Origin of the sequence: Listeria ivanovii subsp. ivanovii, from assembly GCF_900187025.1 — a bacterium.
GTDB lineage: Bacteria > Bacillota > Bacilli > Lactobacillales > Listeriaceae > Listeria > Listeria ivanovii.
This window is the reverse complement of record NZ_LT906478.1, coordinates 1,113,682-1,138,330: the sequence shown is the minus strand read 5'-3', so window position 1 is coordinate 1,138,330 and position 24,649 is coordinate 1,113,682. Positions and strand designations below refer to the sequence as shown.

Annotated in this window: 30 protein-coding genes, 2 pseudogenes and 1 riboswitch; of the genes and pseudogenes, 6 read left to right on the top strand and 26 right to left on the bottom strand. The window is 39.2% G+C overall.

The features are described from left to right. Position 1: 1 nt before the first annotated feature. From CKV67_RS05635 to pduA (CKV67_RS05570), 14 genes are read right to left on the bottom strand one after another with little or no spacing between them, the layout of a single operon-like run. Positions 2 to 997 (bottom strand): cob(I)yrinic acid a,c-diamide adenosyltransferase, encoded by a 996-nt coding sequence (locus CKV67_RS05635; protein ID WP_014092555.1) that lies wholly within the window; start codon positions 995 to 997, stop codon positions 2 to 4. A gap of 14 nt (positions 998 to 1,011) precedes the next feature. After that, complete coding sequence (locus CKV67_RS05630) at positions 1,012 to 1,275, bottom strand: EutN/CcmL family microcompartment protein (RefSeq protein WP_003752051.1); 264 nt, start codon at positions 1,273 to 1,275, stop codon at positions 1,012 to 1,014. A 4-nt stretch (positions 1,276 to 1,279) separates the two neighbouring features. Further along, positions 1,280 to 1,759: a PduM family microcompartment protein gene (gene pduM / locus CKV67_RS05625; RefSeq protein ID WP_014092554.1), complete on the bottom strand. Its 480-nt coding sequence runs from the start codon at positions 1,757 to 1,759 to the stop codon at positions 1,280 to 1,282. After that, positions 1,756 to 2,595: an ethanolamine utilization protein EutJ gene (gene eutJ, locus CKV67_RS05620; protein WP_014092553.1), complete on the bottom strand. Its 840-nt coding sequence runs from the start codon at positions 2,593 to 2,595 to the stop codon at positions 1,756 to 1,758. The genes pduM and eutJ overlap by 4 nt, the downstream gene beginning before the upstream one ends. A 19-nt stretch (positions 2,596 to 2,614) precedes the next feature. After that, positions 2,615 to 3,250, bottom strand: a complete 636-nt coding sequence (locus CKV67_RS05615; protein ID WP_014092552.1) for a phosphate propanoyltransferase — start codon at positions 3,248 to 3,250, stop codon at positions 2,615 to 2,617. Positions 3,251 to 3,253: 3 nt separating this feature from the next. After that, positions 3,254 to 3,529, bottom strand: coding sequence for a propanediol utilization microcompartment protein PduA (gene pduA, locus CKV67_RS05610; RefSeq protein ID WP_003719364.1), 276 nt, complete (start codon positions 3,527 to 3,529; stop codon positions 3,254 to 3,256). Positions 3,530 to 3,553: 24 nt separating this feature from the next. After that, a complete protein-coding gene (locus CKV67_RS05605; protein WP_014092551.1) occupies positions 3,554 to 3,994 on the bottom strand; it encodes a BMC domain-containing protein in 441 nt (146 codons plus the stop codon). A gap of 12 nt (positions 3,995 to 4,006) precedes the next feature. Then, positions 4,007 to 4,354 (bottom strand): glycerol dehydratase reactivase beta/small subunit family protein, encoded by a 348-nt coding sequence (locus CKV67_RS05600; RefSeq protein WP_014092550.1) that lies wholly within the window; start codon positions 4,352 to 4,354, stop codon positions 4,007 to 4,009. Then, positions 4,335 to 6,176 (bottom strand): diol dehydratase reactivase subunit alpha, encoded by a 1,842-nt coding sequence (locus CKV67_RS05595; protein WP_014092549.1) that lies wholly within the window; start codon positions 6,174 to 6,176, stop codon positions 4,335 to 4,337. The genes CKV67_RS05600 and CKV67_RS05595 overlap by 20 nt, the downstream gene beginning before the upstream one ends. Positions 6,177 to 6,218: 42 nt before the next feature. Beyond that, positions 6,219 to 6,731, bottom strand: coding sequence for a diol dehydratase small subunit (locus tag CKV67_RS05590; protein ID WP_014092548.1), 513 nt, complete (start codon positions 6,729 to 6,731; stop codon positions 6,219 to 6,221). Between the two features lie 18 nt (positions 6,732 to 6,749). Then, positions 6,750 to 7,409, bottom strand: a complete 660-nt coding sequence (locus CKV67_RS05585; protein ID WP_014092547.1) for a propanediol/glycerol family dehydratase medium subunit — start codon at positions 7,407 to 7,409, stop codon at positions 6,750 to 6,752. Between the two features lie 37 nt (positions 7,410 to 7,446). Then, positions 7,447 to 9,111 (bottom strand): propanediol/glycerol family dehydratase large subunit, encoded by a 1,665-nt coding sequence (locus CKV67_RS05580; RefSeq protein ID WP_003747001.1) that lies wholly within the window; start codon positions 9,109 to 9,111, stop codon positions 7,447 to 7,449. Positions 9,112 to 9,129: 18 nt separating this feature from the next. After that, positions 9,130 to 9,933 carry a propanediol utilization microcompartment protein PduB gene (gene pduB / locus CKV67_RS05575; RefSeq protein ID WP_003719357.1) on the bottom strand — a complete coding sequence of 268 codons (804 nt, stop codon included), beginning with the start codon at positions 9,931 to 9,933 and terminating at the stop codon, positions 9,130 to 9,132. Continuing rightward, positions 9,926 to 10,213: a propanediol utilization microcompartment protein PduA gene (gene pduA, locus CKV67_RS05570; protein WP_014092545.1), complete on the bottom strand. Its 288-nt coding sequence runs from the start codon at positions 10,211 to 10,213 to the stop codon at positions 9,926 to 9,928. The genes pduB and pduA (CKV67_RS05570) overlap by 8 nt, the downstream gene beginning before the upstream one ends. Positions 10,214 to 10,504: 291 nt before the next feature. Between pduA (CKV67_RS05570) and CKV67_RS05565 the strand changes: the two genes are divergently transcribed. Further along, the gene (locus tag CKV67_RS05565; protein WP_025279883.1) at positions 10,505 to 11,389 is read left to right on the top strand and encodes a PocR ligand-binding domain-containing protein; all 885 of its coding nucleotides are present in this window, start codon (positions 10,505 to 10,507) and stop codon (positions 11,387 to 11,389) included. Positions 11,390 to 11,545: 156 nt separating this feature from the next. After that, positions 11,546 to 11,737, bottom strand: a riboswitch (cobalamin riboswitch). Between the two features lie 64 nt (positions 11,738 to 11,801). On the opposite strand, the gene cobC is transcribed toward CKV67_RS05565, so the two are convergent. From cobC to CKV67_RS05520, 9 genes are all read right to left on the bottom strand, one after another. Continuing rightward, positions 11,802 to 12,377: an alpha-ribazole phosphatase gene (cobC, locus tag CKV67_RS05560; RefSeq protein WP_014092544.1), complete on the bottom strand. Its 576-nt coding sequence runs from the start codon at positions 12,375 to 12,377 to the stop codon at positions 11,802 to 11,804. After that, a complete protein-coding gene (gene cobS / locus CKV67_RS05555) occupies positions 12,378 to 13,124 on the bottom strand; it encodes an adenosylcobinamide-GDP ribazoletransferase (RefSeq protein WP_014092543.1) in 747 nt (248 codons plus the stop codon). It lies immediately after the preceding gene. A 1-nt stretch (position 13,125) separates the two neighbouring features. Further along, a complete protein-coding gene (gene cobU / locus CKV67_RS05550; RefSeq protein ID WP_014092542.1) occupies positions 13,126 to 13,683 on the bottom strand; it encodes a bifunctional adenosylcobinamide kinase/adenosylcobinamide-phosphate guanylyltransferase in 558 nt (185 codons plus the stop codon). Next, positions 13,671 to 14,429 carry an alpha-ribazole kinase gene (cblS, locus tag CKV67_RS05545; RefSeq protein WP_014092541.1) on the bottom strand — a complete coding sequence of 253 codons (759 nt, stop codon included), beginning with the start codon at positions 14,427 to 14,429 and terminating at the stop codon, positions 13,671 to 13,673. Before cblS ends, cobU begins: the two co-directional genes overlap by 13 nt. A 25-nt stretch (positions 14,430 to 14,454) precedes the next feature. Continuing rightward, a complete protein-coding gene (locus CKV67_RS05540; protein ID WP_014092540.1) occupies positions 14,455 to 14,886 on the bottom strand; it encodes a EutP/PduV family microcompartment system protein in 432 nt (143 codons plus the stop codon). 5 nt (positions 14,887 to 14,891) lie between these two features. Then, positions 14,892 to 15,242: an ethanolamine utilization microcompartment protein EutS gene (gene eutS / locus CKV67_RS05535; RefSeq protein WP_014092539.1), complete on the bottom strand. Its 351-nt coding sequence runs from the start codon at positions 15,240 to 15,242 to the stop codon at positions 14,892 to 14,894. 146 nt (positions 15,243 to 15,388) lie between these two features. Continuing rightward, a complete protein-coding gene (locus tag CKV67_RS05530) occupies positions 15,389 to 15,943 on the bottom strand; it encodes a BMC domain-containing protein (protein WP_014092538.1) in 555 nt (184 codons plus the stop codon). Then, entirely contained in the window at positions 15,940 to 17,295 is a 1,356-nt protein-coding gene (locus tag CKV67_RS05525) for a 4Fe-4S dicluster domain-containing protein (protein WP_014092537.1), read from the bottom strand. Before CKV67_RS05525 ends, CKV67_RS05530 begins: the two co-directional genes overlap by 4 nt. A 147-nt stretch (positions 17,296 to 17,442) precedes the next feature. Beyond that, positions 17,443 to 18,351: an SDR family NAD(P)-dependent oxidoreductase gene (locus CKV67_RS05520; RefSeq protein ID WP_025279881.1), complete on the bottom strand. Its 909-nt coding sequence runs from the start codon at positions 18,349 to 18,351 to the stop codon at positions 17,443 to 17,445. 139 nt (positions 18,352 to 18,490) lie between these two features. Between CKV67_RS05520 and CKV67_RS05515 the strand changes: the two genes are divergently transcribed. Then, positions 18,491 to 19,096 carry a TetR/AcrR family transcriptional regulator gene (locus tag CKV67_RS05515; RefSeq protein WP_014092535.1) on the top strand — a complete coding sequence of 202 codons (606 nt, stop codon included), beginning with the start codon at positions 18,491 to 18,493 and terminating at the stop codon, positions 19,094 to 19,096. A 50-nt stretch (positions 19,097 to 19,146) separates the two neighbouring features. On the opposite strand, the gene CKV67_RS05510 is transcribed toward CKV67_RS05515, so the two are convergent. Next, entirely contained in the window at positions 19,147 to 19,617 is a 471-nt protein-coding gene (locus CKV67_RS05510) for a precorrin-2 dehydrogenase/sirohydrochlorin ferrochelatase family protein (RefSeq protein WP_014092534.1), read from the bottom strand. A gap of 91 nt (positions 19,618 to 19,708) precedes the next feature. Between CKV67_RS05510 and CKV67_RS05505 the strand changes: the two genes are divergently transcribed. From CKV67_RS05505 to CKV67_RS05495, 3 genes are all read left to right on the top strand, one after another. Then, positions 19,709 to 20,116 (top strand): VOC family protein, encoded by a 408-nt coding sequence (locus CKV67_RS05505; RefSeq protein WP_025279880.1) that lies wholly within the window; start codon positions 19,709 to 19,711, stop codon positions 20,114 to 20,116. Positions 20,117 to 20,245: 129 nt separating this feature from the next. Next, positions 20,246 to 20,818, top strand: coding sequence for an ATP-dependent Clp protease proteolytic subunit (locus CKV67_RS05500; RefSeq protein WP_014092533.1), 573 nt, complete (start codon positions 20,246 to 20,248; stop codon positions 20,816 to 20,818). A gap of 59 nt (positions 20,819 to 20,877) precedes the next feature. Further along, entirely contained in the window at positions 20,878 to 21,231 is a 354-nt protein-coding gene (locus CKV67_RS05495) for a hypothetical protein (RefSeq protein ID WP_025279879.1), read from the top strand. Positions 21,232 to 21,302: 71 nt separating this feature from the next. Here the strand turns inward: CKV67_RS05495 and CKV67_RS05490 are convergent. Then, a pseudogene (locus CKV67_RS05490) lies at positions 21,303 to 23,523 on the bottom strand (glycoside hydrolase family 3 protein). Between the two features lie 134 nt (positions 23,524 to 23,657). Between CKV67_RS05490 and CKV67_RS05485 the strand changes: the two are divergent. Continuing rightward, on the top strand, positions 23,658 to 24,215 hold the full coding sequence (locus CKV67_RS05485) for a hypothetical protein (protein ID WP_052010825.1): 558 nt from the start codon (positions 23,658 to 23,660) through the stop codon (positions 24,213 to 24,215). Positions 24,216 to 24,317: 102 nt separating this feature from the next. On the opposite strand, the pseudogene CKV67_RS05480 reads toward CKV67_RS05485, so the two are convergent. Then, positions 24,318 to 24,648 (bottom strand): annotated as a pseudogene (locus tag CKV67_RS05480) (inorganic diphosphatase). Position 24,649: the final 1 nt, after the last annotated feature.

Genomic DNA, 24,649 nt, shown 5'->3' with positions numbered 1-24,649 from the left:
ATTACCCCTTCTCTATCATTGATAATGCTTTTTTCGCAATGCGGATATCTTGCTCCACTGATCCGCCACTAATGCCAATCCCACCAATTATTGTTCCGTCTTTTGCGTACAGCGGAACCCCCCCACCGAAAGTAACGATATCACCATTCGTTAAAGTTTCTAATTGGTAAAGTGCGGCACCAGGTTGGACTGCTTCTGTTAAATTTTCTGTGCTTGTTTTCATTGCTACTGCTGAGTAGGCTTTTTTCGTTGCAAGTTCTGCACTGACGAGGAGAGCATGCTCCATCCGGTAGTTAAATCTTGTATTTCCGTGCGCATCAACAACCGCAAGTGTAACCGGAACGCCTTCTTCTTCAGAAACGGCACAAACATTATGCATCAAATTTTCACAAAAAGAGAAGGATAGATTTGCCGTAATGGGCTGTTTTTCTTCGGTTATTTCTAAGTACCTGGCAACAATTAATTTGGTTGCTTTATCAAGCATTTGCCTGAAATCTTCTTCTCTAGCCACGATGTACAAGCAATCAGATAATCTATTTACAAATTGAAGTAGCTCTTTTCTAACCGGAGTTTGTTCAGCAAAACGAACTAATAATCGTTCCGCGCGTCTGGCAATTGTGCGCGCACTATGGAGAAATGCTCCCGCTGTACTAGAACCTGGCAAAACAAAGCTATCTACTTTTGGTAGTTTTGCGGTGTAAGTATCAATTACTTGTTCTAAAACACTTATGTCATTTTGTGTGATGATGATTTTGCTAGCAAGGACTGCTTCGTTTTCTGTCGCAAGCTCTGCGCAAACATAAAACAATTGCCGTTCGATATTTCGAAGTAACGTTTTATTTTCAGCAGAAGTCACAAATTTTTCAGCAACACTAATTTCTGCATTTAGTTCATCAAAAGAGCCATACGTCTCTACGCGATCGTCATACTTTTTTACACGACTACCATCAAATAGCGCAGTGGTTCCTTTATCACCAGTTTTTGTATAAATACTCACGAGTTATTCACTCCTTACTTATCAAAACTATCGACAATTGCAATAATCGCCGAATCAATTGCACTATTTGGTTCCATAAAAACACTTCTAGCAGCATTTCCGCGAGCAACGAGGACGTATTCGCCAATTCCCGCGCCAACTGAGTCACATGCTACTTCTTCTGAGCGAACATTTTCTCCGTTTGCATCAACGGGTTGTACAATCATTAATTTTTTACCTACAAGCGATTCCTCTTTTTTTGTGGAAACTACACTTCCGGTAATTTTTGCCATAAACATTACGTCACTGCCTTTCCCGCACTGCAATATTATTTTTGATTAAAAATTCTTTTGCAAGCGGTGTAACAAGCTGTTTTTTATTTTTGCAAAGTGTACTTCCGCTTGGAATTATTGCGCTATCGCTGTAACAAATTACCCGCCCTGTGGAATGAACGAGTTGTTCTCCGGTAATACTAAAAATTGGTAACGATATTTGGTTTAACATTTGGTAGTCAAGCCAAGGTTCCCCGCTATCAAAAAGTTCCAATTCCAAAGTAACATCGTATTCCGCCGCTTTTTCTATCCAGCAAGTTAAATACCCGGGACGATTTCCACTAAGCAATCGTTCTAAGAAATGCTGATTGACTTGTGTTAACCGAACTGTCCCGCTTTCGATAAAAAGGGCAACTGGATCCCGCGGCATTTTGGAAACAGGTATCGAAGCTCGGTTTGCTTCACGGGCCATTAAGCGCGCAACGATAATTTTCACTAATTTTTCTATCATGGCTTTCCGCTCCCTGAACTCATTGCAATACCAAGCGGCGTAACATATTGTGGATAATTTGGTTGGAAAACAGGCATTTTCAAATAGCTTTCAAATGTACCTTTAAACTGACTATAGGCTGAGGCACCGCCAACAATAAAAAGTGGTTCCGAGGGCGATTTTTCGAGATGAACTCGCGTGATTTCTGCCATTTTTTCAACTACCGGACGCATCACCGAAAAATGTTCACTAGAATCTTTTTTAGTTCGTTTATTTTGTTCTGCTTCTTCTACGGAGACGCTATAATATCCTGCAAGAACAAGGGTCATATGCGTTCCCCCGGTTGGTTCATCTGCGGTATAAATCACTTTTCCGTCTTGAAAAACACTAATTCCGGTTGTACCACCACCGACATCTACTACAGCCCCATCTTTCAAATCTAGTACAGCGGCAGCAGCAGTTGGTTCATCAATCGTATAAAGAGCTTCCATGCCAGCACTTTCGATAACATTGGCAACTACTTTTTTATTGTTACCTACCGTTCCAGGTGGAATAGCTCCAGAAGCATGTGTAAGTGTTATCCCAAGACACTGCTCTGCCCTTTCTTTCAGTCGGGTTACTACCTCTACTGATTCCCGGTAATTAACAACAAGCCCATCCCTTACAGCATCAGCAAATTCAAAAGCACCAAATAGCGGGACATTTTCTTCGTCTAATACAACAAAAACGATCGAGGAAGTTCCTAAATCGACGCCAACTTTCACGTTTGTTCCCTCAGCAACTGGTTGGATAATATCTTTATTCATCAATGCTGCGAGCTCTTCCATCCGTTCATTTGCTCTTTGTAAAACATCCATTTTCACACCTCCTTAACTGTCACGGCTTGATAATTTTTGCAAAAGCATTGCCAGCAATGTCTGCTGCATTCGCTTCATCTGTATCAATGTGCATTTCGGGAATAAACTGATTGTTTACCCGAATCGTGCAATGATGCAAAATAAGGCTTCTTAATTCTGAACCAACTTCCACAGAAACTTCATCGCCTTGTTTTACGCCGTATTCAGCTGCTACATTTTCTGGCAAATGAATATGACGTTTCGCAACGATGACACCTTTTGGTAAAGTTAATTCACGCGTTTTGGAAACTAATTTAATTCCTGGTGTGCCTTCGATATCACCGGAAATACGAATTGGAATTTGTAAACCAAGCATTCTCGCATCCGTTTTAGAAAGTTCTACTTGCGAAAATTTCCGCAACGGTCCTAAAATTCGAACACATTTTAATTCGCCTTTATCAGAAACAACCGTAAGCGTCTGTTCTGCTGCGAATTCGCCTGGTTGTTTTAGCCATTTTTTCACTTGAATTGGCTCATTCGGGAATAGTTGGTTGTAGTCCGATTCTGTCAGATGAATGTGGCGGTTAGAGACTCCAATTGGAATCTCTGTTTCCGCACCATTTATTTTATCTGCCACTATTTTTTTAATCAGACTTTTTAATTCTTCTCTTTCCACGGTTTACAGACCTTTTGGTAGCAATGTTTCTACATCGTTATGAGGACGAGGGATAACATGGATAGATTGTACTTCTCCAACATTACGAGCTGCTGCTGCCCCTGCGTCTGTGGCTGCTTTTACTGCGCCAACATCACCGCGTACCATAACTGTTACAAGTCCAGAACCGATTTTTTCATAACCTACAAGTGATACGTTTGCAGCTTTTACCATTGCGTCAGCTGCTTCAATTGCGCCAACAAGTCCTTTAGTTTCGATCATTCCAAGTGCATTATTCATTATATTTCCTCCTCAAAATTGGGTTTATTTTTCTTCTTCAAAATGGATACAATCTTGTCTAGGATCCCCTTTTACCCGTGGGCAAGCTGGATCTTGACATAAATTACAAGTAGCTTCTGCCGTTACTTCGGGCTCAGCTAGTTGTTCTTGTTCAACTTCTGGTTCAGGTTGTATTACTTCTGGCACTTCTTCTTTTGGCCAAAATACGGTAAAAATTTCTTCTCCTGGACGAGGAATGACTTTTTTAGCAACAAAGCTATCTGATGCTAAAGCGGTTTGTTCCCCTGCTTCGAGAGCTGCATTTACTGCCGCGACATCTCCTTCGATTTTCACCATAATCCAGCCAAAACCTTTTGCCTTTTCGGTGCCAATTAATTCGATATTTGCCACTTTCGCCATTGTATCGGCCACAGTAATTGCGGAAGCGAGTCCTTTAATTTCGATAATACCAATTGCTTGATGCATTCCTTCACCTCCTTATTTAAAAGGTACACCCTTGACGAGCCGTGCCGCATTCATTCCCATATTGCGTTTTTCTTCGCTAGTATTTGCTTCGAAACGATACGCTGAAAAAAGCGGTTGATCTGGTGGCAAATTACGATAATGAATCACTAAATGATCATTTTTCAGCGTAACTCCAACTAGGAGTGGTGAACTCGCAGAAGCTCGAAATGCTGCCTCTACTTCATCTTTCAAGGGCTTGATTTCTAACTCACAAGGAATGCCTTCTTCTTCTATTCCGAATAAAACTTGCTTAATACTTTCTGGACTCGCATCTGTGTCCGCATGGAAGTAAATTGCTGGTTTACTTAGCACTGGAATCATGCTGATCGCCTCGCTTATTAGAAAGTATTAAGCCTGTTGCTACTGCATTCCTTGGACCTTCCTTACCACGAATATTCCCGCGCCCAGCTACAAGCGAATAATGTGAAAGTGCATCTGTAATTAATTGCGGAATTTCAAAATCGAGCGCGGAACCTCCGACAATGACAACAAATGGGATGTCACGAATATTGCCAGTTGGGCTGACATATTTTAAGGCGCGAATCGTGTTTGTTACAAAAACCCGCTCTTTAGCAGAACGACGAACTAATTTAATTTTTTCAATCGAGACATCACCAGGAATCGGCACAAAGCCATCCGGTTTTACAATCACGACTTTGGCAAACACGCTTGGAGAAAGTAGTGTATCGAAAAACTGTACCGTACCATCTTCATGACGAATATGGAAAATGCTTTCTACTTTTGCAAGTGGATATTTTTTAATATCCTCTGCTAAGTAGCGATCCTCTAAACCAATTTCCGACTGAATAATCATCGTTACCATATCACCAGCGCCCGCCAAATGCGTTGCGATGATTTCTCCCTTACCATTGATAATGGAGGCATCGGTCGAACCTGCACCAAGATCTAAAATCGCTAGTGGCGTATTAGTTCCGGGAGTCGTAAGTGCACCAAGAATTGCGGCTTCTGCTTCGGCTCCTCCGATTTTGACAGCAACGTTTAATTCCCGCTCAATTTCAGAAGCGATAGCAGCCATCTGCAAATGATCACTCTTGACCATTGATGCAATCCCAACAGCTTGCTCCATCGAAAATTCGCCTGCAAGCCCACCTTGTACATTCATCGGAACAAATGTGTCAACAGCAAGTAAATCTTGAATAAAAATATCTGCTGGAAGTTTAGCAGTGAGCCCGGCCATTGTTTGCCGAACTTTTTCCAGCATTCCACCAATATTTGTTCCAGGTTCTCCACTAGCATTATCCAGTTTTGGTAATGACATAATTGCTTGCATAATTTTTTCAGAACCTTCTGCTACGTTTACTCGAAGCGTCCGACTTCCTGACGCTAGCTCAATATGTCCAGCTGGAATAGTTCGAGCTTTGACGTCACCTTCTGGCGTTTTAATTACGACAGCAGAACGGTTTCCAATTAAAGCACGTGCGACGGGAATAATATTCTTCGTTTCATCAGAACTTAAATGAAATACTGTCGCGATACCATATGGATTAGAAATCGTCTCAATAACCTTACCCGGTGCGGCAACTTCAACTGCTGCTAACATCCCTACTGGAACTTTATCAATAAAACTAACTTCATCTACAATTGGTATTTTATGATTTAAACGGTTGTGAACGAGTACACCGTCATCTGCTTGAAGGATAGCAGCAGTTATTTGATAACCACTTTCGCTATACTTATTCATCACGATGGCTGCATCCTCAAAATCTACTGTTTTTGGAATGATAACGATGTAGCTCCCTTCTTTAGGCCTAGAAGCTAATTCATCCAAAACAACAGTTAAACCTGATCCCATGCCAAGTCCACCAGGGGTTTTTGGGTTATGCCCAATCATGGTAGATTCGGTGATAATTGTTTCGGTAATTGTTTCCATTGCCACATCACCAATCACGGGAGTCGCTTCATTAATCCGAATTTCCATTAAGTCCGCAGTGGTTGCATTTACTTTTTCTAAAGCAAGTTTTAATGCTTTAAAAATCCCGTGAAGGTTTTGTTTTGTTCCTTTGATACCAGTTGTTTCAGAAATAGCACTCGCAACAAAATCCGGCTTATTTTGTGCGTCTGTTGTTGCCAGTGCTACCTCAGTTGTTGAATTCCCGATATCAATGCCTGCAATATATTTCATTCACTTCACCGCATTTCCTAGATAATCGAGAGCAAGGTGTTTTTAATTATCACCTTTTAATTTTTTACGCTCTTGATAAAGCTCTGCTGCCTCGCGTACATAACTAGAGCAAATCGTTGCATGATAAACATTTTCTAATTCGTCGGCAATCGCAAATAATTCTGCTTTAGAAGAACGATAAGGACGCATCGCATTATAAATTTCTAAAATCCGCTCATCCGGAACAATTGTTAATTCTGCTGCCCGCTCAAAATTGTTAGCAAGTGTTGCACGTCCTGCGTCTCTAGCTACTTGTGCTTGCATTTTCAGTGTTTCAGCAGTGACCCGTACATCTTCTGGCTTAATCGTACCGTCTAAAACATTTTTCAAAGTGATATCATCTAATGATTTTTTTGTTGATGTTTTCACAAGTTCAGGCCGTTTTGTACCTAGTGGATAATCACGGACTGTTAGCGTATCTCCGCTTACTTTTTGAGAAGTAGTTGTTTTAACTGTGCCACTATTCACTTCTTCTAAAATATCTCTGACCATATTTTCTAATGCTTCTTGATTCATTATTTTCTCACCTCACTATTAGTTTACTTGTAGTTCAACCGCGTTTTTACCTTGAACCACATGTTTTGTTTCTTTGATATGAAGTAAAGCTGCTTTTGCTTGGAATTTCGGACGAGCCATTTGATCATTTACCATTGGGACTGGATTTGGTGATTCACCTTTCGCATATTTTGCTGCATTTTTTCCAATTGCGCGGTAAGTTTCTAGCGTAATCAGTGGTGCTTGTGGGAATAGTTCTAAGTTGGAAAGTGGTTGTAAGTCTTTTTGGTGGATTAAGGCTGTTCCACGTGACTGAATTCCGATACAAATACCAGAACCACTTAATTTATCTCCTTCTACTGCGACGAATGCTACATCAGAAGAACGGAATACACGAACGACACGTGCTTTTAATCCCTCTTCTTCAATTCCAGCAATCACTTCACGTAAAATTTGTTTATGTGGTACACCCACAATATTTTTTGTTTGGTATTTTCCAAAAGCTGGCGCAACTGCGATTACAACTTCATCTTTTTGTCTGCCAGGTTCTGCTTCCCCAACTTCTGTTAGAAAGCTTTCCTCTGAAACAGCTACAGCGGGTGTTTCTTTTTGGAAAGAAACTTTATCTTCTTTTAGCTGTAATTCATCTAGCACTTCTGCAATAATTCCGCGAAGTACTTTTTCGTTAATTTCAACCATGTCTTTTAGTCCTCCTTTTAAAAAAATGGGAAGTAGCTTAGTCTAATTCGTTTGCATCGACCGCAACAGCGATATCTTTGAGTTTTTCCCAGCGTTCGCCTTCTAAGCGATAACCAGTTCCTGGGCCAGCGTAATCATTTAAATCATTGACCGAACTAATCACATTCCAGTCTTTATCAATAATTGCTGAAGTATGCAGGAAGTCTCCAGATACACGTTGTTTCAACATATTTAGTACGCTTTCGGCAACATCATCAAATCCACCAGCAGATAACGCTTTAACAACATCCAGACCAGTTACCCCACGGTCCATCATTTCTGCTGCTGCTTTAATATCTTCTACCATGTTACGTTCTGGCATATCTTTACTTCCACGTGCGTAAGTTGCTGCTTCTACTTCTTCGTCCGTCACTTTTGGAAGACCTAATTGTTCAAAAACAACTTGAATAACACGTGCTGCTTTATTTCTAACCGTTACAACTTCTTCTTCGGTAACCGGCGTTAAACCACCATCTACTTTTAAATCACGTTGTAAAATATTGTAATCATCAAAATCATCTGCATCAAAATTGGAACCAGCGAACATATTGTCGTAGTTTGGCGTTGCACTATAACCAGAGGAAATATAATCTGTTCCTGGTAAAAATTGCATTAGTAAGCGTGCTGTACGACGAATATCAGAATGCGAGAATGTTTGGTCATTACCAGAAGCAACTTCAAGATCAAGCATGACTGCGATCAAATTCTCTGCAAGCACAGCACGAATTCCGCTTGGTACTGCTCCTGGAATCCCAATACAACTAATCGATCCATTTTGTAATCCTTGAACGCCGGCTGCTTTTGTAATGAAAATACAGCGGGATTCTAGGTATAACATCGATTTTCCTTCTGCATAGCCCATTTGAACTTCGGAACCTGTTCCTGAAGTGAAACGCATTTTCAGACCACGAGAAGCATAAGCACTAGCCAAAATCCCCTTGGACCAAGGTGTGTCATCTCCATCTGTGAATACTGGTTCTGTTCCATAAACGGAAATAGTTTCTGCATAACAAGTTAAACCACGCATACCTAGTTCTAATTCGGTTGCTTCTTCTAAGGAACATTGTGTAAGTACGCCGCCACGACCAGTTTGTGAACCAACTAGTAAGCTAAGTGCATTAAATGGTGCATAACGAACTACCGCAACGGTTGTTTCTTGCTCATCAAAACCACGAATAGCTGCTTCTGCTGCATCCGCTGCGATTTGTACTGGATTATCACGTAAATTAGTTACGTGAGCCTGTGTAGTTGGAGTTCGACGTGAACGCATTTTTTGCATGGACATCATCATTTCCACCACATTCATTTGTGAAACTACTTCTACAATTTTCGCCGGTGTCATTGCAGTGGTAAGTAAAACGATTTTTTCACGCGGAACATTTGGATCACAAAGCATATTTGCTAGCTTCACGGAATCCATTTGCATCACTTCTTCTACACGCGATAAATCAATTCCATATTTAGCGATAAAATGGTCAATTAAGTCAAATTCAGCTAATTTTTTGCTATCCATTTCGACTACTTTACCATTTTCTATTTTAATGCTAGGTTTTGGATCGTTTGGGCTTTCCATTGCAATTAAGCCTTCTTCAATCCATTCCTTTACAAAACCATCTTGATTAACCGGGCGTTTTGCTAATTCTTCAAAGCGTTTTGATTTCATCAGTCGTTACCCTCCGTTCTAAATGTAGGATGGACGATCATTTTTCGGTTCATCCCCTAAAGCTCCAAGTAATTTTTTACCAATTTCACGTGCTGAAACAACTGCTTGACGTACTGCACCAGAATCTCCTGAAATACAAAGAATCACTTCATTGGAGAAGCTTGTTCCGTCAGCTGGTGAAGAATAAGCCACCACATCTACGTTAGCGGATTTCACTGCTGTATCAGCCATAACAACACCGATTCCAGCTGGGCCACCAACAATAATTCCGAAAGCTTTGCCAACCGGTGCGCCAAATGCTTTTTCAAGTGCATGACTCGCACGTGCCGTATATTGAAGTTCAATATGACCAGCCTCGTTGCCGTATACATCACCGAAAGTTTTATCTAGTTCATTAAGCGCCACTTCTACTGCGCGTTTTACGTCAGAAACATCATTTCCACCGAAGATAATTAAAGAACCGTGACCTGCACCGCCTTTTGTATCTCGTGGTAATTCGATTTTCACTACTTCTGTGTTCGTTGCTTTTACGGCTTCATCTGCTGCCATAATATGTGGGCCTGCACCTGTACGGGCTCCTAAAATACCAATAGAACGATACGACTTTTCAAGCTTCATTGCTTCTAAAAGTTGACCATCTACATTTGCAATCACTAGGCCGATTGTATCTCCAATCGCTGTTCCAACAAATTCTGTTAATTGAACTGCTTTTTCACTCATTTGATGTGATCCTCCATCCTCTACTAATTTTTCCGGGTCATTACCCACCGTTTCCATTACCTGTTTCAGAATTTCGTCAATCAGCTTATTTTGCTCACTCATCTGACTTCACCCTCACTGGTAAAATTTCTTCCACATCTGTGTGTGGACGAGGAATAACATGTGTACTCATTACCGTGCCGACATTCCTTGCCGCCACCGCGCCTGCTTCTGTTGCTGCTTTAACTGCACCAACATCCCCGCGAACCATGACAGTGACAAGTCCGGATCCGATTTTTTCGTACCCAGTTAGTGTGACATTAGCTGATTTAACCATAGCGTCAGCGGCTTCAATGGCGCCAACTAGTCCTTTAGTTTCAACTAGACCTAGTGCTTCTTGCATGGGTATGCCTCCTTTGTAATCATAAGTATTTTACTCTTTCAGTATATCCAATACAGAAAATAAATAATTGCCACTTCCAAAAATAACAAAATAAGGCGCAAATCATGTTTTAACACAATTTTGCGCCTTCAAAAAAAAAAATGACAAAAAGCCATCCAGTCATGCATGGTTTCGGTCTTCATCTATGAAATTAGTCTTAGCAAAATATTGTTATCTTTATAACAAGAAAATGTAAGCGCATTACTAATGTGCTATACTTATATCGCAAGTATCGCCGAAAGGGGAATCACTATGTTACTAAAGTCCAAAAGCAATGAAATACTCCTTGAAAAAGTCATGGATGAATTTTCAGCTGCAACAAGTCTAGCATCGGTTGTTGTCGATATCCACGGTACCGAAGTTTCTAGATTATGTAACTTTACTCCTTTTTGCCAACTTATTCGTTCCAATCCAAAATATCGCTCGTTATGCCAAAAATGTGATATGTTCGGTGGGCTCGAAGCTTCCAAAACTGGCAAACCACTTATTTACCGCTGTCATGCCGGATTAACAGATTTTTCTGTTCCAATCATCGTCGAAAATCAACTTAGTGGCTTTTTATTAAGTGGTCAAGTCATTTGTGAGGAAAACAGCCAAGTTGGTAACATTCAAACAGAAGAAACTGACTGGAAAAATGATAAAGAACTTATCTCCGCTTTTCGATCTGTCCCCATTTTTAGCGCTAAAAAAATCACTTCATCTGCAGAAATGCTCACGATTATTTCGCAGTACTACTTGAAATCAGAAATGGAAAAAGGACGCGAAGAACAGAAACAAAAAATTGCTTTCCATCATACCAAAGTAGCACATCATGAAGATAATAAAGAAATTCGTAAAGCCTTGAAGTACATTGAAAAAAATCTTAATCGCCCTATTACGCTTGATGAAGTAGCTAGCCACGTTTTCCTAAGTTCTTATTATTTCAGCAAACTCTTTAAGAAAGAAATGAATGTAAATTTTATTAATTACGTTAATCAAAAGAAAATGTCTCTTGCAAAAGATATGTTGAAAAATCCGCGTTGGTCAATCGATAACGTTGCTAGAAACTTAGGTTTCACACAAACTAGTTATTTCTGTAAAGTCTTCCGAAAAGAGTTTGATGTCACGCCAAAAGGCTACCGGGAAACATTAAAATGATTACATATAAAGTCATTTTCCACTTACGGAATATGACTTTTTTCATTCCTAGAAAAACAAAAAAACTTCCACCCGAAATCGAATGAGAGTTTATCCACATAGCAAATAAAATGACTACGTTTACTCGCATACGCTTTTTAGGACCCCGAAAAAGAGTTGCTTCCATCTTATTTGGCGAGTATCCTGACTTGGCTTCTTCCAAAAACAGAACCTTCCCATACACAAAAATCGTATACAGTGGCTATCTCCATTTTTGTCCACCTTACAGTTGCGGGGGCAGTTTCGGCATTTCACCGAATTCCTCTTTCAGAAATGAACATTATTTAACCAACGTAAGACCTATTTAATTAGCTATATCTTATCACAAATCCTTGATAAAAAGAGCGTTTTCAATCAAAACAACAAAAATATACTATTTATTAGAAATTAAAAAACTAGCTGACTCGTTGTCCCACAGTGAATAATAACCTTGCTTAAAATCAGTATCCCAATATTGTGCTATTTTCTGGTTTTGCAAAAAAAGCGAGATGAGCCGCAAAACACCTAAATGTCCTACGATTAAAACTCTATCTAACTTCTGCCACAGGTCCCATTCAGCCGCTATTTTCCCCATCACACGTTCCTTAAAAAGCGAAAAATTTTCACCGTTTGGAAAATCTGCTGTCTGCCAATCATCACAGTATGCTTTCCAAGCTGCAGGAAACAGCTCATTAATTTCTTGATACGTGTAACCTTCAAAATCACCGAAATTTAATTCGTTTAACTCTGGAAAATGCACCTTCTTTGCTCCACTCAGGATAGCAGCCGATTCTTTCACACGTACTAAATCACTCGTAACTACCAAATCAAATGTGTAATTAGCTAACTTTTCTTTTAGCTGTTGCATCTGTCGTTTACCTATATCATTTAACGGTACATCCGTTTGTCCGCCATATCTTTTTTCCAGATTCATGTCTGTTTCCCCGTGTCGCACCAAAACAAGATGCATTTAAATCGCTCCCCATATTAACACTAAACAAAATAAACAAACTAGTTGCCCCATCTGCCCGCCTGCACCAAGCGTATCGCCGTTCATTCCACCAATTCGCTTGTAAACAAACGTGCGATAAATAAAGGCAAATAATAGCACACCCAAATATGCAAGTAAACCCACATAGGAGAAAAACATCCCTAAAAAGACCAGGACAATTACTTGTGATAAAACAATCGCCCAAAGCGACACACCTAGAAAAATAGCACCTAGACCTTCAGTCGACCCAGCATAGCTCATTTTTGCAAAGAGCAACATTGTCACTCCTTTTGCAACCATCGGTAACACAAAAAACAGCCAACCAATTTGCTCAGTATCCGAAACTGAAATAAATAACGCTGCATAAAGTAGAAAATAAAAACAAATCGCTATCACGCCATTTGCCCCAACTCGGCTATCTTTCATAATTTCTAGCATCCGTTCTTTTTTGCGAGAAGAAAAAAGCCCGTCAGCAGTATCAGCGAGCGCATCGACATGAAAACCACCAGTGATGATAATTTCTGCAAAAAGTCCGGCAATAATCGCAACAGGAAGCGGCATAACCAAATCGACTACCGAAAAAACAAGCCAGTTCCAAGCACCAATGACAACTCCTACCAAAGGAAGTAACACGCTTCCTTTTTTTAAGTTAATCTCCGTCATATTAATTTCAATAGGTACAGGTATTCGTGTAAAGAATTGAATTAATAAAATAAATGTTTTCATGCTACTTCCACCTTTTCGAAATGCCACTTACAACAAAATAAACTTCATCCGCCTGCGTTGCAATTTGCTGATTTACTCGACCGATAATATCTCTGAAAATTCGCGTCATTTTATTCTCAGGAACAACACCAAGCCCGATTTCATTTGTCACAAAAATCAACTTCGCATCAGACTTTCTCCCAGCTGACAAAATCTCTCGAACAACCAATTGAATTTCCGCTTCAATTCTGTCTGCAAGTGGATCAGTCAGTTCTTGTTCACCAAGTGCGTCAAAAAACAGATTCGTCACAAGCATCGTCACACAATCTAGCAAAACCACTTCATACGCTTTGGCATGTGTTTCGATGTATGCTGGAATCCCTCGAAAGGCTTCCAAAGTCTCCCAATTCGCTGGTCTCGATGCTTGATGTTTTTTAATTCTTGCTTGAAATTCCGTATCATTTTGAAAAGCGATTCCAGTTGCAACATAGAGAACGGTATCATATAAGCTCGCTTCTTTTTCTGCAAAGCTACTTTTTCCGCTCCTAGCTCCACCTGTCACGAGCATCATTTCTCCCATTTAGCTCCCTCATTTCTACGTATGTCCCCTAAACGTTTAGCACTTGGAAATTTCTCCCAAAACCTTGCCGACACATCCGCCCGAACCGCTGCCAATATAACAGAAGCTGGTCCTGCAGTTTTACTCATTTTCGCTTCATTTAAGGTTTCATCAGGAATAAAAATACAGTCATTAGTTTCTGCCAAAAGATTTGCTTCAAATGCCATTCCTTTTGAGCCAACGGGAACAACTTCCATCACCGCACTATTTGCAATCAAACGTTTCACCAGTGTGTAATCTGGCATTTGCTCCATTTTTTCTAAAACTTCCGTACCGACAATCGGTTCTCCAAATGCAAATAAGACCGCAGCTTGATGCACATTGGTTATTTTCAGTGCCGCTCTAGTCGCAAATCCAGTCACAAGCACACCTACACTTGTCACTGTTACTTCCACATTTTCTTCCGTGCTACCATTCAATTCAATATGTTCTAAATTAGCTTTTCTAAGTTCTTGCTTCAATCCAGCAATGATTCGTCTACCAGTTGACTCCATTTCAGCACCAACGACATCACTAACCGCCACAACTTCCGCTCCACTTGCAATCATCTCAAGTAGAGCCACTCGTAATGTTAATTGACCAGTAAGTTCTGGCGTTACGACTAAACTATCATGCTGTTTCTCACCAAAACCTGCGCTAATATCACAGCTCGTTAAAACACAACCACTTGGTACATCAATAATGGATAAATCCCTCACTTGAGGCATAAAAAGCACCTCCACCTAATACAAATTAATCTTCCAAATATGCGCGAAGTTCATCGATACCAGTTTCTTCTACTGATGAGATATAAAATATTTTTTTCGCACCAGCCAATTTCAATTCTCGTTCCGCTCGCTCAATATCTTTGTCTGATTCTGCCAAATCCACTTTTGTGACAATCCCAATGACCGGTTTAACAAAAATACTAGCAAACATTGGCGAGAAGGTTTGTTTCTTCTCAGTAACACTTTGTAGAATCGCAATAACTGCTGCATCTGCTGCTGTTACCGTCAGCGCGCTATAAAGTTGTCTATGCTGCACAAATTCTCCTGGTGTATCAATCATTTCTTGAAAATAGTCTACAGCTTGCGTTTTCTTATATAAAATGTCAAAACCATGCAATTTCTGACACAGGGTTGTTTTTCCACAACCAACCGAGCCCATAACCATCATTTTCTTCAAGCGACTCAACTCCTAGTAAGTTTTGGAATCGAGAAGTCCAAAATTTCATGTAAAGAATAAACCACTTGTTGTAAAGCTGATTCCACTGAAGAAACATCGCCAGTAAGTACAACGGATCCGCTAAAACGGTCGATAAAGCCAATTTGGACATCCCCAGATTTAGTGGCGATATCACTGGCAATGATCGCTGCTTCACTTGGTGTAATTGTTAAAATCCCAATCGCACTTGCCCCTTCTTCTAAACCTAATTTTGTATAAATATCATGGTTTGGGTTGGCAATTAAATGCGCGAGTGTCACCTGTTTACCCGGCACGTATTCTTGAATTACACGCTCTTTATTATCATCAAAACTCATTTTTTTCACTCCTCATCTAGACAAACTCTCTCAAAATAATCCTAACATATTAAAACACCACTATTTTGTCAGATTCGATAAAAGGCACGCAACCTCAGTTAGTGCGCACCTTTTTCGAAAACCCATGACAATATAGTGTTATTTTTTTAATAAATTAAACTCTCAAAAACTTCTTTACGAGGACGAGGAATAACTACTTTATTAATTAACAACGCTTCTTCCTTCGCTGCTGCAAGACCAGCTTCTACAGCCGCTTCACATGCTGCTGTATCACCAGTTAACACGACAAATGATTTTCCAGCAATACCTGTTGCTAATCGAATATCCATTAACTGGACATCGGCTGCTTTTACAGCTGCATCTGCGGCAATAATCGATCCGGAGCAAGAATAATATTCCATCACACCAACCGCATTCATTTCATCGGGAACTTCGGTTTTATTGATTGCTTTAATGACTTGATCAGATACCCGCGGAATGACTAGGTTCCCAACAATGTTAGCCGCACCAATTTGTGTTCCTGCTTCAATTGATTGTGCTACGGAATCAACCGTCCCGGCAATTAAAATGTAATACTTACCTGGGCAACTAGCTTTTGCATAAATCAATTCCGAGTTTGCTGCTTTTAGCATCGTGTCCACTGCTTCAATCCCTTTAGAAATACTATTTAATTCTAAAAATCCTAACGTATCCATTTTCATGACATCACCTTCTTAATATGAACTTTTTCTTCGGTAATACGAATAATTTGACCATCGATGCTGGCATGAATATTGGCACCTAAGGCCGTATCAGGAATTTTAGCGATTAAATCACCTTTTTTCACGATATCCCCTTCATTTACGACTGGAATAGATGGTGCACCTATATGCATTTTTGTTGGGATAAACACTTCATCCACTTCTAAATAATGCATTTTCTCTAAATGAATACCCGCATATTGTTGCAAGCCCATTTTGATTAAAATATTTTTTGGCGCAATCGCTTTATACTCACGCATTGGATCCGGCGTAAATTCTTTTTTATCCGTTTGATAGCGAATCCCTTGTTTTAAAAGTTCTCTTTTCACATGAATATTCACTTGGCGCGGGGACAGACCCATTGGACAAGCAATTACTTCACAAATTCCACACTCACAACAAATCATCGCTTCTTCCCAAATTGGATCATCTTTAATCGCAGAGATATCTTCCGCAACTGCAAAATGACGCATGACTTTATGAGGATGAATATCATGACCAAGCTGTTTACGCGGGCATAAATCCGTGCAAAGCGTACACTGAATACAAGCCGATTTTGTTTCATTAAAAATTTGCTCCACTGTTTGATAATGAAGTTTATGCAAATAGCCAGTATCCTCTGTAACAATCAAACCAGAAGTTGTTTTCGTTACCACTTTTTCCGAGATAGTCGATTGGTTGTTTAATTTCCCCATCATCGGCCCACCATCTAAAAATAAATACTCGGATAAATTCGTACCGCCTGCTGCAGCCAAACATACTTCAAAAGGTGTTCCCACCGGTACATCTAACAGCTTCGGTTCGCCAACTGCTCCAGTAACAGTCAATTGTTTTCGAATTACCGGAGCATTGTCATCAATCGCGTGAAACACATTCCACATCGTCGAAACATTCGAAACGATACAGCCGACCATTAACGGAATTCCGCTTGGTGGAACTACTCGCCCAGTTACTTCAAATACCATGACTTGTTCATCACCAGTCGGATAAACATTATCCATCTCATGAATCGTGACACTAGCATCTAATTCTTGGATTGCTGCTCGTAATGCCGAAATTTCTTCTGTGTAGTAACGCTTCGTTGCAATCACCGCAAACTCTGCATCTACTTGGCTTTTAACCATTTCAATTGCTTTAATTGTTTCTACTGCATGGTTTCTCATCACAAAATGATCGGTTTTTAGTAGCGGTTCACATTCAGCCGCATTAATAATTAAATATTCCACTTCTCCGCTAAACTTGGCATGCGTCGGGAAACCCGCTCCACCACAACCAACAACGCCAGCATCTTTAATTTTTTCTAAAATAGACATTTGGCTTCAACACCCTCTTAATAGTTTTTCAGTATACTTCCATGATAGAGCGTTTACATTCCAAAATCTATAGTAAAATTTTGCACGGGAAAAGACAGCAATATAATAGAATAAAAAAACCTCTGCTAAAAAACAGAGGCTACAACATTATTTTACTAATTCAGGAAGTGTCTCCGTAACCTTTAACTCCGTGTACGCAATGCTTTTCTTCCATAATTCAGTTCGGTTGTTTTCATCATAAGATAATGGAGAAGACAAGCTTTCTACACCTCGATCAAAATATTTCCCAGTAACATGATCATATTTGGAATCTGTCATCAAATTTGCTAAGGCTTCACTTGATGCTTCCAAGGTACCGATACGATCCTCGATTTGCTTCATAAATTCTTCCGTAAAACGTGATTTATCCGGCGCAAAATTAGTCGTTGTCAACAATCCAGGATTAAAGGCATTCACGGTCATTTTCGACTTCGTATATGCTAATTTTTCTACTAATGAATACGTGAAATATAAATTACATAGCTTCGAATAAGAATAACGAATAAAATGAGTATTTAAAGGTTCAGTCGGATAGGCCAAAGCTGAAACTCCTGGCCATGTTAATTTATCACCAGGTGGATTATGCATATCACTACTCACAACGACAATACGTCCGTTTTCTTGCATAAAAGGAACTAACAAATTCGTTAATAAAAAGTGTCCTAAATGGTTTGTCTCAAATACGACATCAAAGCCATCTTTTGTAAGCCCCGTATTATTTCCATTTATTCCTGCATTACACAAAATACCATCTAATAAACCTAGATCCGCCGCCTGAAAGTTAGCAACAAATTTTCTGACAGAAAGAAGCGAAGATACATCCAATTCCATCGCAATGATATTTTGATTATCCGTACTTTTCTGTAGTTCATTTACTGCCATATTTGCTTTTTCGAGGTTCCGACAAGCAAGGATGAGCTGATAATCTTTGTATCTACTTGCAATTATTTTAGCGACCGCAAAACCTAATCCTGAATTTCCACCAGTTATAATGATTGTTTTCTTATTCTTTGTCATATTCGCTTACTCCTTTAGCTTATTATTTTGGATTCACGACTCTTTTTAGCACAACTGTACTAGTTGTTATGTTGACAGATTAGCACAACCGTACTACAATGTCAATAAATAGCTGATTTAGATAAGAGGGATTATTGATATGAAAAAAGATACGAAACAAGAAATTATCGAGACTGCCTTTAAACTTTTCCATGAACAAGGTTATGCTAATGTCTCTGTTCGAAATATTGCGGACGAATTAAACATCAGTGTGGGCAACCTAACCTATCACTTCAAAAAAAAGGAAGATTTAATTGAAGCAGTCATTATTGACCAATATGAAAATTTCCAAGCTCCAGCAACTCCAACGACTATTTCTGAACTAAATGACTTCTTCTTACTCGGTGTATCGCATCAAAAACAGGAAGATTACTTTTTTGCGCATTACGGCGAGCTGGCATCTATTAGTCCAAAAGTATACGAAGTGCAAGTCGCTGCTATTCAAAAAAGAAAACAAAAATTACAAGTAGCCTTTCAAAACTTACAACAAAATGGCGATATGTTAGCAGAAGAAGTCCCCGGACAAATCAATGCTTTAATTGATGTATTAAACATGATCAAAATATATTGGACACCTAATCAAGAAGCATTTACTAGTGCGAAAGAAAGTCCATTTGATTGTTTATGGAGCTTGATTTATCCTAGATTGACGGCTAAAGGAAAAGCTGCATTTCAAGAAGATATTCAATCTAGAAATATTGCTTAAAGCCAAAAGAGAGCTAAAAACCATTTTTCCGGTTGGTTTTTAGCTCTCTTTTAATTCTTTTTGACACGATAAGCAATTTCTTCCGTTTCTAGTGTTTCTACCAGATTAGTTATTTCGAGTTTCACTTTTTTTGCATAACTTGGATTTCCGCCACCTGTCGAAATCCCAATGACTAACTCATTTTTTGTCACTGTTGCCATATTAAAAAAATCAGCATTCGCTTGATTAGTCGTATCATTAACTAATTGATCAGCCGAAACATCCTCGGCAACGGCTTGATTTACTTCGCGATTATCCGTACAAATAAATACTAGAAAAGCCCCGTAAAGATGCTCTTTTCGGTAACGTTCTTCTAAAACCTGAATACCTAGTTCCTTTATCTCTGGTAAAACAGTTAAACCAACGACTAGCACATCCGCAGCCGCCTCCGCTAATCCCTTGGCCTTACGAAGTGCTACCTTCCCACCACCAATGATCACCACTTTTTTCCCAGTTAAATCTAACATAATCGGATACTTCATCGTCTATCCCCCGTACATTTTTCTTCATTTTAACACATAATTCCATTAAATTACGGGTATATTAGAAATAAATCAAAAGGAGGTAGAACAAATGTTTAATCATGCAAAGCCTGTTTCGACTTTCCTTACTTTTAATGGAAACGCCGAAGAAGCAATGAATTTTTATCTAGCGACTTTTCCAGATGCAAAAAAAATCTCCCTTACCTATTTTACCAAACCAGAACAAGGCGGTGACATTGGCAAAGTATTAAACGGCACTTTTGAAATTAAAAATGCTGCCTTCATGGTAATGGACATGACAGGTAACGCCTCACCAGATTTCAGTTGGTCCACTTCGACAATTTACTTCGCTAGTACGGAAAGTGAATTTGATGATTTATTTGACAAACTTTCCAAAGAAGGAACAGTGATGATGGGACCAGAAGCAGTTGAATTGCTACGAAAAGTCGCATGGGTAACCGATAAATACGGAGTTACATGGCAGCTGGTTTTTGAATAATCACGCTAGAGAAAGCGCGGCAAAACGCGTTTTCTTTTTATGTGGCTAACTCTATTCAAAATGTTTGACCATTTTCGACCATTATGCTAAGATACTTGTGATATTAGACTTTTTAAGGAGGAATTTTTCATGGCAGACAATAAAAACAATGAAAACATTACGAATATCCTTACCCAAAAATTAATTGATACACGAACCGTTTTAATTTATGGTGAAATTAATCAAGAACTAGCAGAAGACGTCTCCAAACAGCTTTTACTACTAGAATCTATCAGCGATGAGCCGATTACGGTTTTCATTAATAGCCAAGGCGGACATGTCGAAGCTGGCGATACAATCCATGATATGATCAAATTTATTAAACCAACAGTCAAAGTCGTTGGAACTGGCTGGGTGGCAAGCGCCGGAATCACCATCTACTTAGCTGCTGAAAAAGAAAACCGCTTTAGCCTTCCAAACACCCGCTATATGATTCACCAACCAGCTGGCGGCGTTCAAGGCCAAAGCACTGAAATCGAAATCGAAGCAAAAGAAATTATCCGGATGCGCGAACGAATCAATCGCTTAATCGCCGAAGCAACAGGTCAAACGTATGAAAAAATCTCCCAAGATACTGATCGTAACTTCTGGCTATCCGTGAATGAAGCGAAAGATTACGGCATCGTAAATGAAATTATTGAAAATCGCGACAGCTTAAAATAACGCAAACAGGCTAACTTAATGATGGTTAGCCTGTTTTTTAATAGAAAGGGTTGGTATCCATGGAATTAACCAAGGAAAATTTCCAAAAGTTGGATGAAATACATTTATCGATCAACAACCGACAATCGATGACAGAAATCTTAGCTATTTTAAGCGAATCGTATATTGAAATAACGCAAACTGGTCAAATGACAGACTATGCTTATTATAAATCGCAGACCTCTTTAAGTACCAATCCGCTAGAAATAATCAACTATTCAATAAAAATAGTCGATCAAACGAAAGTCCTTAGCTATTACAAACTAAAAGATACCGTGAAAAACACTTATACGATGAGAAGTAATTTATGGGTTTTGGAAGATGGTGCTTGGAAACTTGTTTTTCACCAAGGGACTAGGTTAGTGTCGGAATAAGATATTTCCATTCTTCCAGTACATCTTAAAAAGATGCTTAACTTTTTATTAAACACCTTTTTTAAGATTCCTTACATCCGGTACTTCCTAACGCGTTCATCCTCTATCACACCAGAAAAATCCAGCCCATAAGCAAAATCATACACATTGCCTAATTCATCTGTATAAGGCGTCATATCATGGGCAACATCCTCTTTTTGTGTTTCAACGACATCCATACTTGCGGGCATTTGGAATGGTAATAAGCCACTTGGTTCTGTTTCGCCGCAAAGAACCGTCAGTAAAGCTTGTGTGGTAGCAGAAAAGTGAACCAATAAACCATCTACCGCCGCTTCAAATTCAGCGACAACCGTTGGATTCGCGCTGTCTAAACAAACAATCACTGGTTTATCTCTCATTACTTTTTTCGTTGTTAAAACAGCATCTAAATCAGCTTCATTTGTCGTTTTATTCGTTTTGTTTTTGTAAGAACGATTAGTGGACTCCTCCAGCGGATCTCCTCCAGCAATACTTGTTTCACGAGCAAGTTTTGCAGTGTACGGGCGGTATTGTAAGGAAATTGGCAAATAACCATCTTGTTCTGTGTAGGCAACAGACTGCGGTGATTCAATGAAAACAAGCGCAAAATCTGCTTCTTCTGGTTCTTCCACCGACTCATAAAACTTACCAACGATTTGCTTATCTACCGGAAACTGACTTGTTGCCGGAATCTTTTCGCCAAACCAATCAATTGTTTCTGGGCGAGTGCGTTCTGGAATATATACTTTTAATTTTTTAACTAGCGGTAAAACTTGTGCTTTATTTTTAAGCAAAACAATCGATTTTTTTTTGCGCTTCAAATCCGGCTTGCATATACGCAGGATTTCCGCACGTTTCTTCCGATTTTCCTTGTGCTAAATAAGGATTTTCAAATAATCCTGTTTGGAAAATATTACGTAATAAACGGTGCGCACTTTTTTCGAACCGATTTCGCATCGCTGTTTCACCAAATGCCTCTTTTCCCATTTCATAAGCTGCCAGTACGGGTTTTAGATCATTATTTCCCCCGAACTGGTCTACCCCCGCTAAAATTGATTGATAATGACGTTCTTCCACCGTTTTTTCTTCCACACCCCAACTTTTCCCGGAAATAAATTGGCTCATACGATGATTGTCGTGCGTGATATTCCAATCCGTGCAAACAACCCCGTCATACTTATATTTATCCCGAAGCAACTCTTGAATTAAATAGCTATTAAAACCATTTCCGACATTACTCGGAGTCTGATCATAAGAAATTGTATAATACGGCATAACTGCACTTGCAGAACCAGTTTTATCCAGTTTAAAAGCCCCTTCAGTAAATGGTTTTAAATGCTCATCAAAATTATTTCCTGGGTAAACAGCATATTTTCCATAAGCGTAATGCGCATCACGCCCAGCTTCCCCACTACCACCACCTGGCCAATGTTTCACCATCGCGTTGACACTATCACTTCCAAAGCCTTCTTCACTATTTTGGAAGCCTTCACAATAAGCTTTTGCCATATCCGCGCTTAGCTTACTATCTTCTCCAAAAGTACCATTAAATCGCATCCAACGTGGTTCAGTTGCAATATCGACTTGTGGAGATAATGCTGTCGTAATTCCTAGCGCACGGTATTCTAAGGAAGCAATTTCACCAAACTGATTGACGACATCCGGGTCAAACGTAGCAGCAAGTCCAAGTGGTTCAGGCCATTTCGAAATATTACCACCAGAACCAGCGTTAAATTCGGTATTCGCTTCGCTCGTATGGCGTGGATCACTACTCATATTAATCGGAATACCAAAATCCAAGTTTTCCACAAAAGCTTGCATTTGGTTACTCCAAGTTACTGCCGCTTCAGTATCTTCTACTGCAGTTAATAGCACGTGACGCAATCTATCCTTATGTAAAAACGTCTTTTGTTGGTCCGTAATATCCGAGATTTTTGCCTGGTTATTCTCTGCTAAAGGCAAGCCATCATAAGTCCCAGCAAACATCTCAGCAAATCGTCCCGTCGTCGCCACACTTTGATGCCCGCTATAAAGCATCAATCCCGCAATCTCTTCAATCGGTAATTGTGAAACTAAATCCGTAATTCGTTCCTCCATTGGTAAACGCCAATCTTCATAAGGATCTAGATGACCATTTTTATTTAAATCTTTAAAAGCAAATCCATCCATTTCTAAAATTCCTACTGTGCTATCTTTTGCAAGACCAAGAGTTGCACCATTTTCATTTTCAATTATTAAATAGGTATCGTTGTCAGTTATTGTGTATTTTTTCATATCCGCACTCCTTTTTATTATTTTAATACGGGACTAGTATTCTTTACTAACTTGATAGCATCGTCTAGTCATGTTATTATAAATGCACGCTATAGTATTCTATTAATTTAGTGATTCTCAACCAGATTAGGCAGGTGTTAAAAATCAAATTTTATTCTAATAAACTTAGCATAATTGGCAATATCATCTCTTGGCTATGTGCTGTTATTCTTTTGATGCTGTTAGCTATTGTTACCTCTGATCAAGCTGCTAAACCAATATTGTGGTTCGTTATTTTATGTATTGCAATTTGTATTATCGCTTATCTTTTTTATATTCCCACCAAACGGATTCAAGCTACAAAAGAAACTTTTATTTTCCATACACTTTTTAAAACAACAACAATAAACCTAGCGAGTACAAAAAGAGTTAGTTATAATTTCCTCCGTGCTAGCAGTGGTCTTAGAAACTCACCGACAATGGAATTAATTTTTCATGGTGAAAATAAAGTAGAACGAATCAACTGTATCTTTATTGGTTGGAAGGGATTTATAAAATTAATTAATTTTTATAAATCAGAAAAGGCTTCATTGAGCGATGATATCTCCTCCATTAAATACTTGGGAACGAATGAATTTACAATGGGAATATTCCTGGCAATCATTACGCTCCTCGTGATAATAATTGGCATCGTTTTTATAATGATAAATTAAGCTGTTAGGGTTAGCCACTATTTTCTTAGCCTAACTGTGTTTTCAATGAATACATATGTAACATTATCCGATATATTTTTCCCTTTTGAAAACTGCTTTTCTTTAATTAATCAATTCTATTTCCGAAGCAAAATACTGTTCGATAAAATGAACAGTATTTTTAATTTCTTCTAAAGTAAGTTGTTCCTCTAGAGAAGTCACTACCCATTTTTCCTCGTTATCGTCTTTTCTAGTGATTACTGCCACTAACTCTCCTGTAAAACTCTCCATTGGTTTATCTACTTTACTAGAAATAATATAAACATCTTGCTCTTCGTCATCACCACCAATAATCCCGCTTACAAAGCCATAATTAATTGGGTAAATTGTTACCAAATCTATCTATGTAGCCAATTGGTCTATCAATGGTGATTTTTAGCTTTAATTTTTTCATT

Coding starts and splice junctions, on each gene's coding strand:
- CKV67_RS05630 (WP_003752051.1), bottom strand. CDS start 1,275: ATGTTTATGGCAAAAATTACCGGAAGTGTAGTTTCCACAAAAAAAGAG.
- pduM (WP_014092554.1), bottom strand. CDS start 1,759: ATGATAGAAAAATTAGTGAAAATTATCGTTGCGCGCTTAATGGCCCGT.
- eutJ (WP_014092553.1), bottom strand. CDS start 2,595: ATGGATGTTTTACAAAGAGCAAATGAACGGATGGAAGAGCTCGCAGCA.
- pduA (WP_003719364.1), bottom strand. CDS start 3,529: ATGAATAATGCACTTGGAATGATCGAAACTAAAGGACTTGTTGGCGCA.
- CKV67_RS05605 (WP_014092551.1), bottom strand. CDS start 3,994: ATGCATCAAGCAATTGGTATTATCGAAATTAAAGGACTCGCTTCCGCA.
- CKV67_RS05600 (WP_014092550.1), bottom strand. CDS start 4,354: ATGATTCCAGTGCTAAGTAAACCAGCAATTTACTTCCATGCGGACACA.
- CKV67_RS05595 (WP_014092549.1), bottom strand. CDS start 6,176: ATGAAATATATTGCAGGCATTGATATCGGGAATTCAACAACTGAGGTA.
- CKV67_RS05590 (WP_014092548.1), bottom strand. CDS start 6,731: ATGAATCAAGAAGCATTAGAAAATATGGTCAGAGATATTTTAGAAGAA.
- CKV67_RS05585 (WP_014092547.1), bottom strand. CDS start 7,409: ATGGTTGAAATTAACGAAAAAGTACTTCGCGGAATTATTGCAGAAGTG.
- CKV67_RS05580 (WP_003747001.1), bottom strand. CDS start 9,111: ATGAAATCAAAACGCTTTGAAGAATTAGCAAAACGCCCGGTTAATCAA.
- pduB (WP_003719357.1), bottom strand. CDS start 9,933: ATGAGTGAGCAAAATAAGCTGATTGACGAAATTCTGAAACAGGTAATG.
- pduA (WP_014092545.1), bottom strand. CDS start 10,213: ATGCAAGAAGCACTAGGTCTAGTTGAAACTAAAGGACTAGTTGGCGCC.
- CKV67_RS05565 (WP_025279883.1), top strand. CDS start 10,505: ATGTTACTAAAGTCCAAAAGCAATGAAATACTCCTTGAAAAAGTCATG.
- cobC (WP_014092544.1), bottom strand. CDS start 12,377: ATGCATCTTGTTTTGGTGCGACACGGGGAAACAGACATGAATCTGGAA.
- cobS (WP_014092543.1), bottom strand. CDS start 13,124: ATGAAAACATTTATTTTATTAATTCAATTCTTTACACGAATACCTGTA.
- cobU (WP_014092542.1), bottom strand. CDS start 13,683: ATGGGAGAAATGATGCTCGTGACAGGTGGAGCTAGGAGCGGAAAAAGT.
- cblS (WP_014092541.1), bottom strand. CDS start 14,429: ATGCCTCAAGTGAGGGATTTATCCATTATTGATGTACCAAGTGGTTGT.
- eutS (WP_014092539.1), bottom strand. CDS start 15,242: ATGAGTTTTGATGATAATAAAGAGCGTGTAATTCAAGAATACGTGCCG.
- CKV67_RS05530 (WP_014092538.1), bottom strand. CDS start 15,943: ATGAAAATGGATACGTTAGGATTTTTAGAATTAAATAGTATTTCTAAA.
- CKV67_RS05525 (WP_014092537.1), bottom strand. CDS start 17,295: ATGTCTATTTTAGAAAAAATTAAAGATGCTGGCGTTGTTGGTTGTGGT.
- CKV67_RS05520 (WP_025279881.1), bottom strand. CDS start 18,351: ATGACAAAGAATAAGAAAACAATCATTATAACTGGTGGAAATTCAGGA.
- CKV67_RS05515 (WP_014092535.1), top strand. CDS start 18,491: ATGAAAAAAGATACGAAACAAGAAATTATCGAGACTGCCTTTAAACTT.
- CKV67_RS05510 (WP_014092534.1), bottom strand. CDS start 19,617: ATGAAGTATCCGATTATGTTAGATTTAACTGGGAAAAAAGTGGTGATC.
- CKV67_RS05505 (WP_025279880.1), top strand. CDS start 19,709: ATGTTTAATCATGCAAAGCCTGTTTCGACTTTCCTTACTTTTAATGGA.
- CKV67_RS05500 (WP_014092533.1), top strand. CDS start 20,246: ATGGCAGACAATAAAAACAATGAAAACATTACGAATATCCTTACCCAA.
- CKV67_RS05495 (WP_025279879.1), top strand. CDS start 20,878: ATGGAATTAACCAAGGAAAATTTCCAAAAGTTGGATGAAATACATTTA.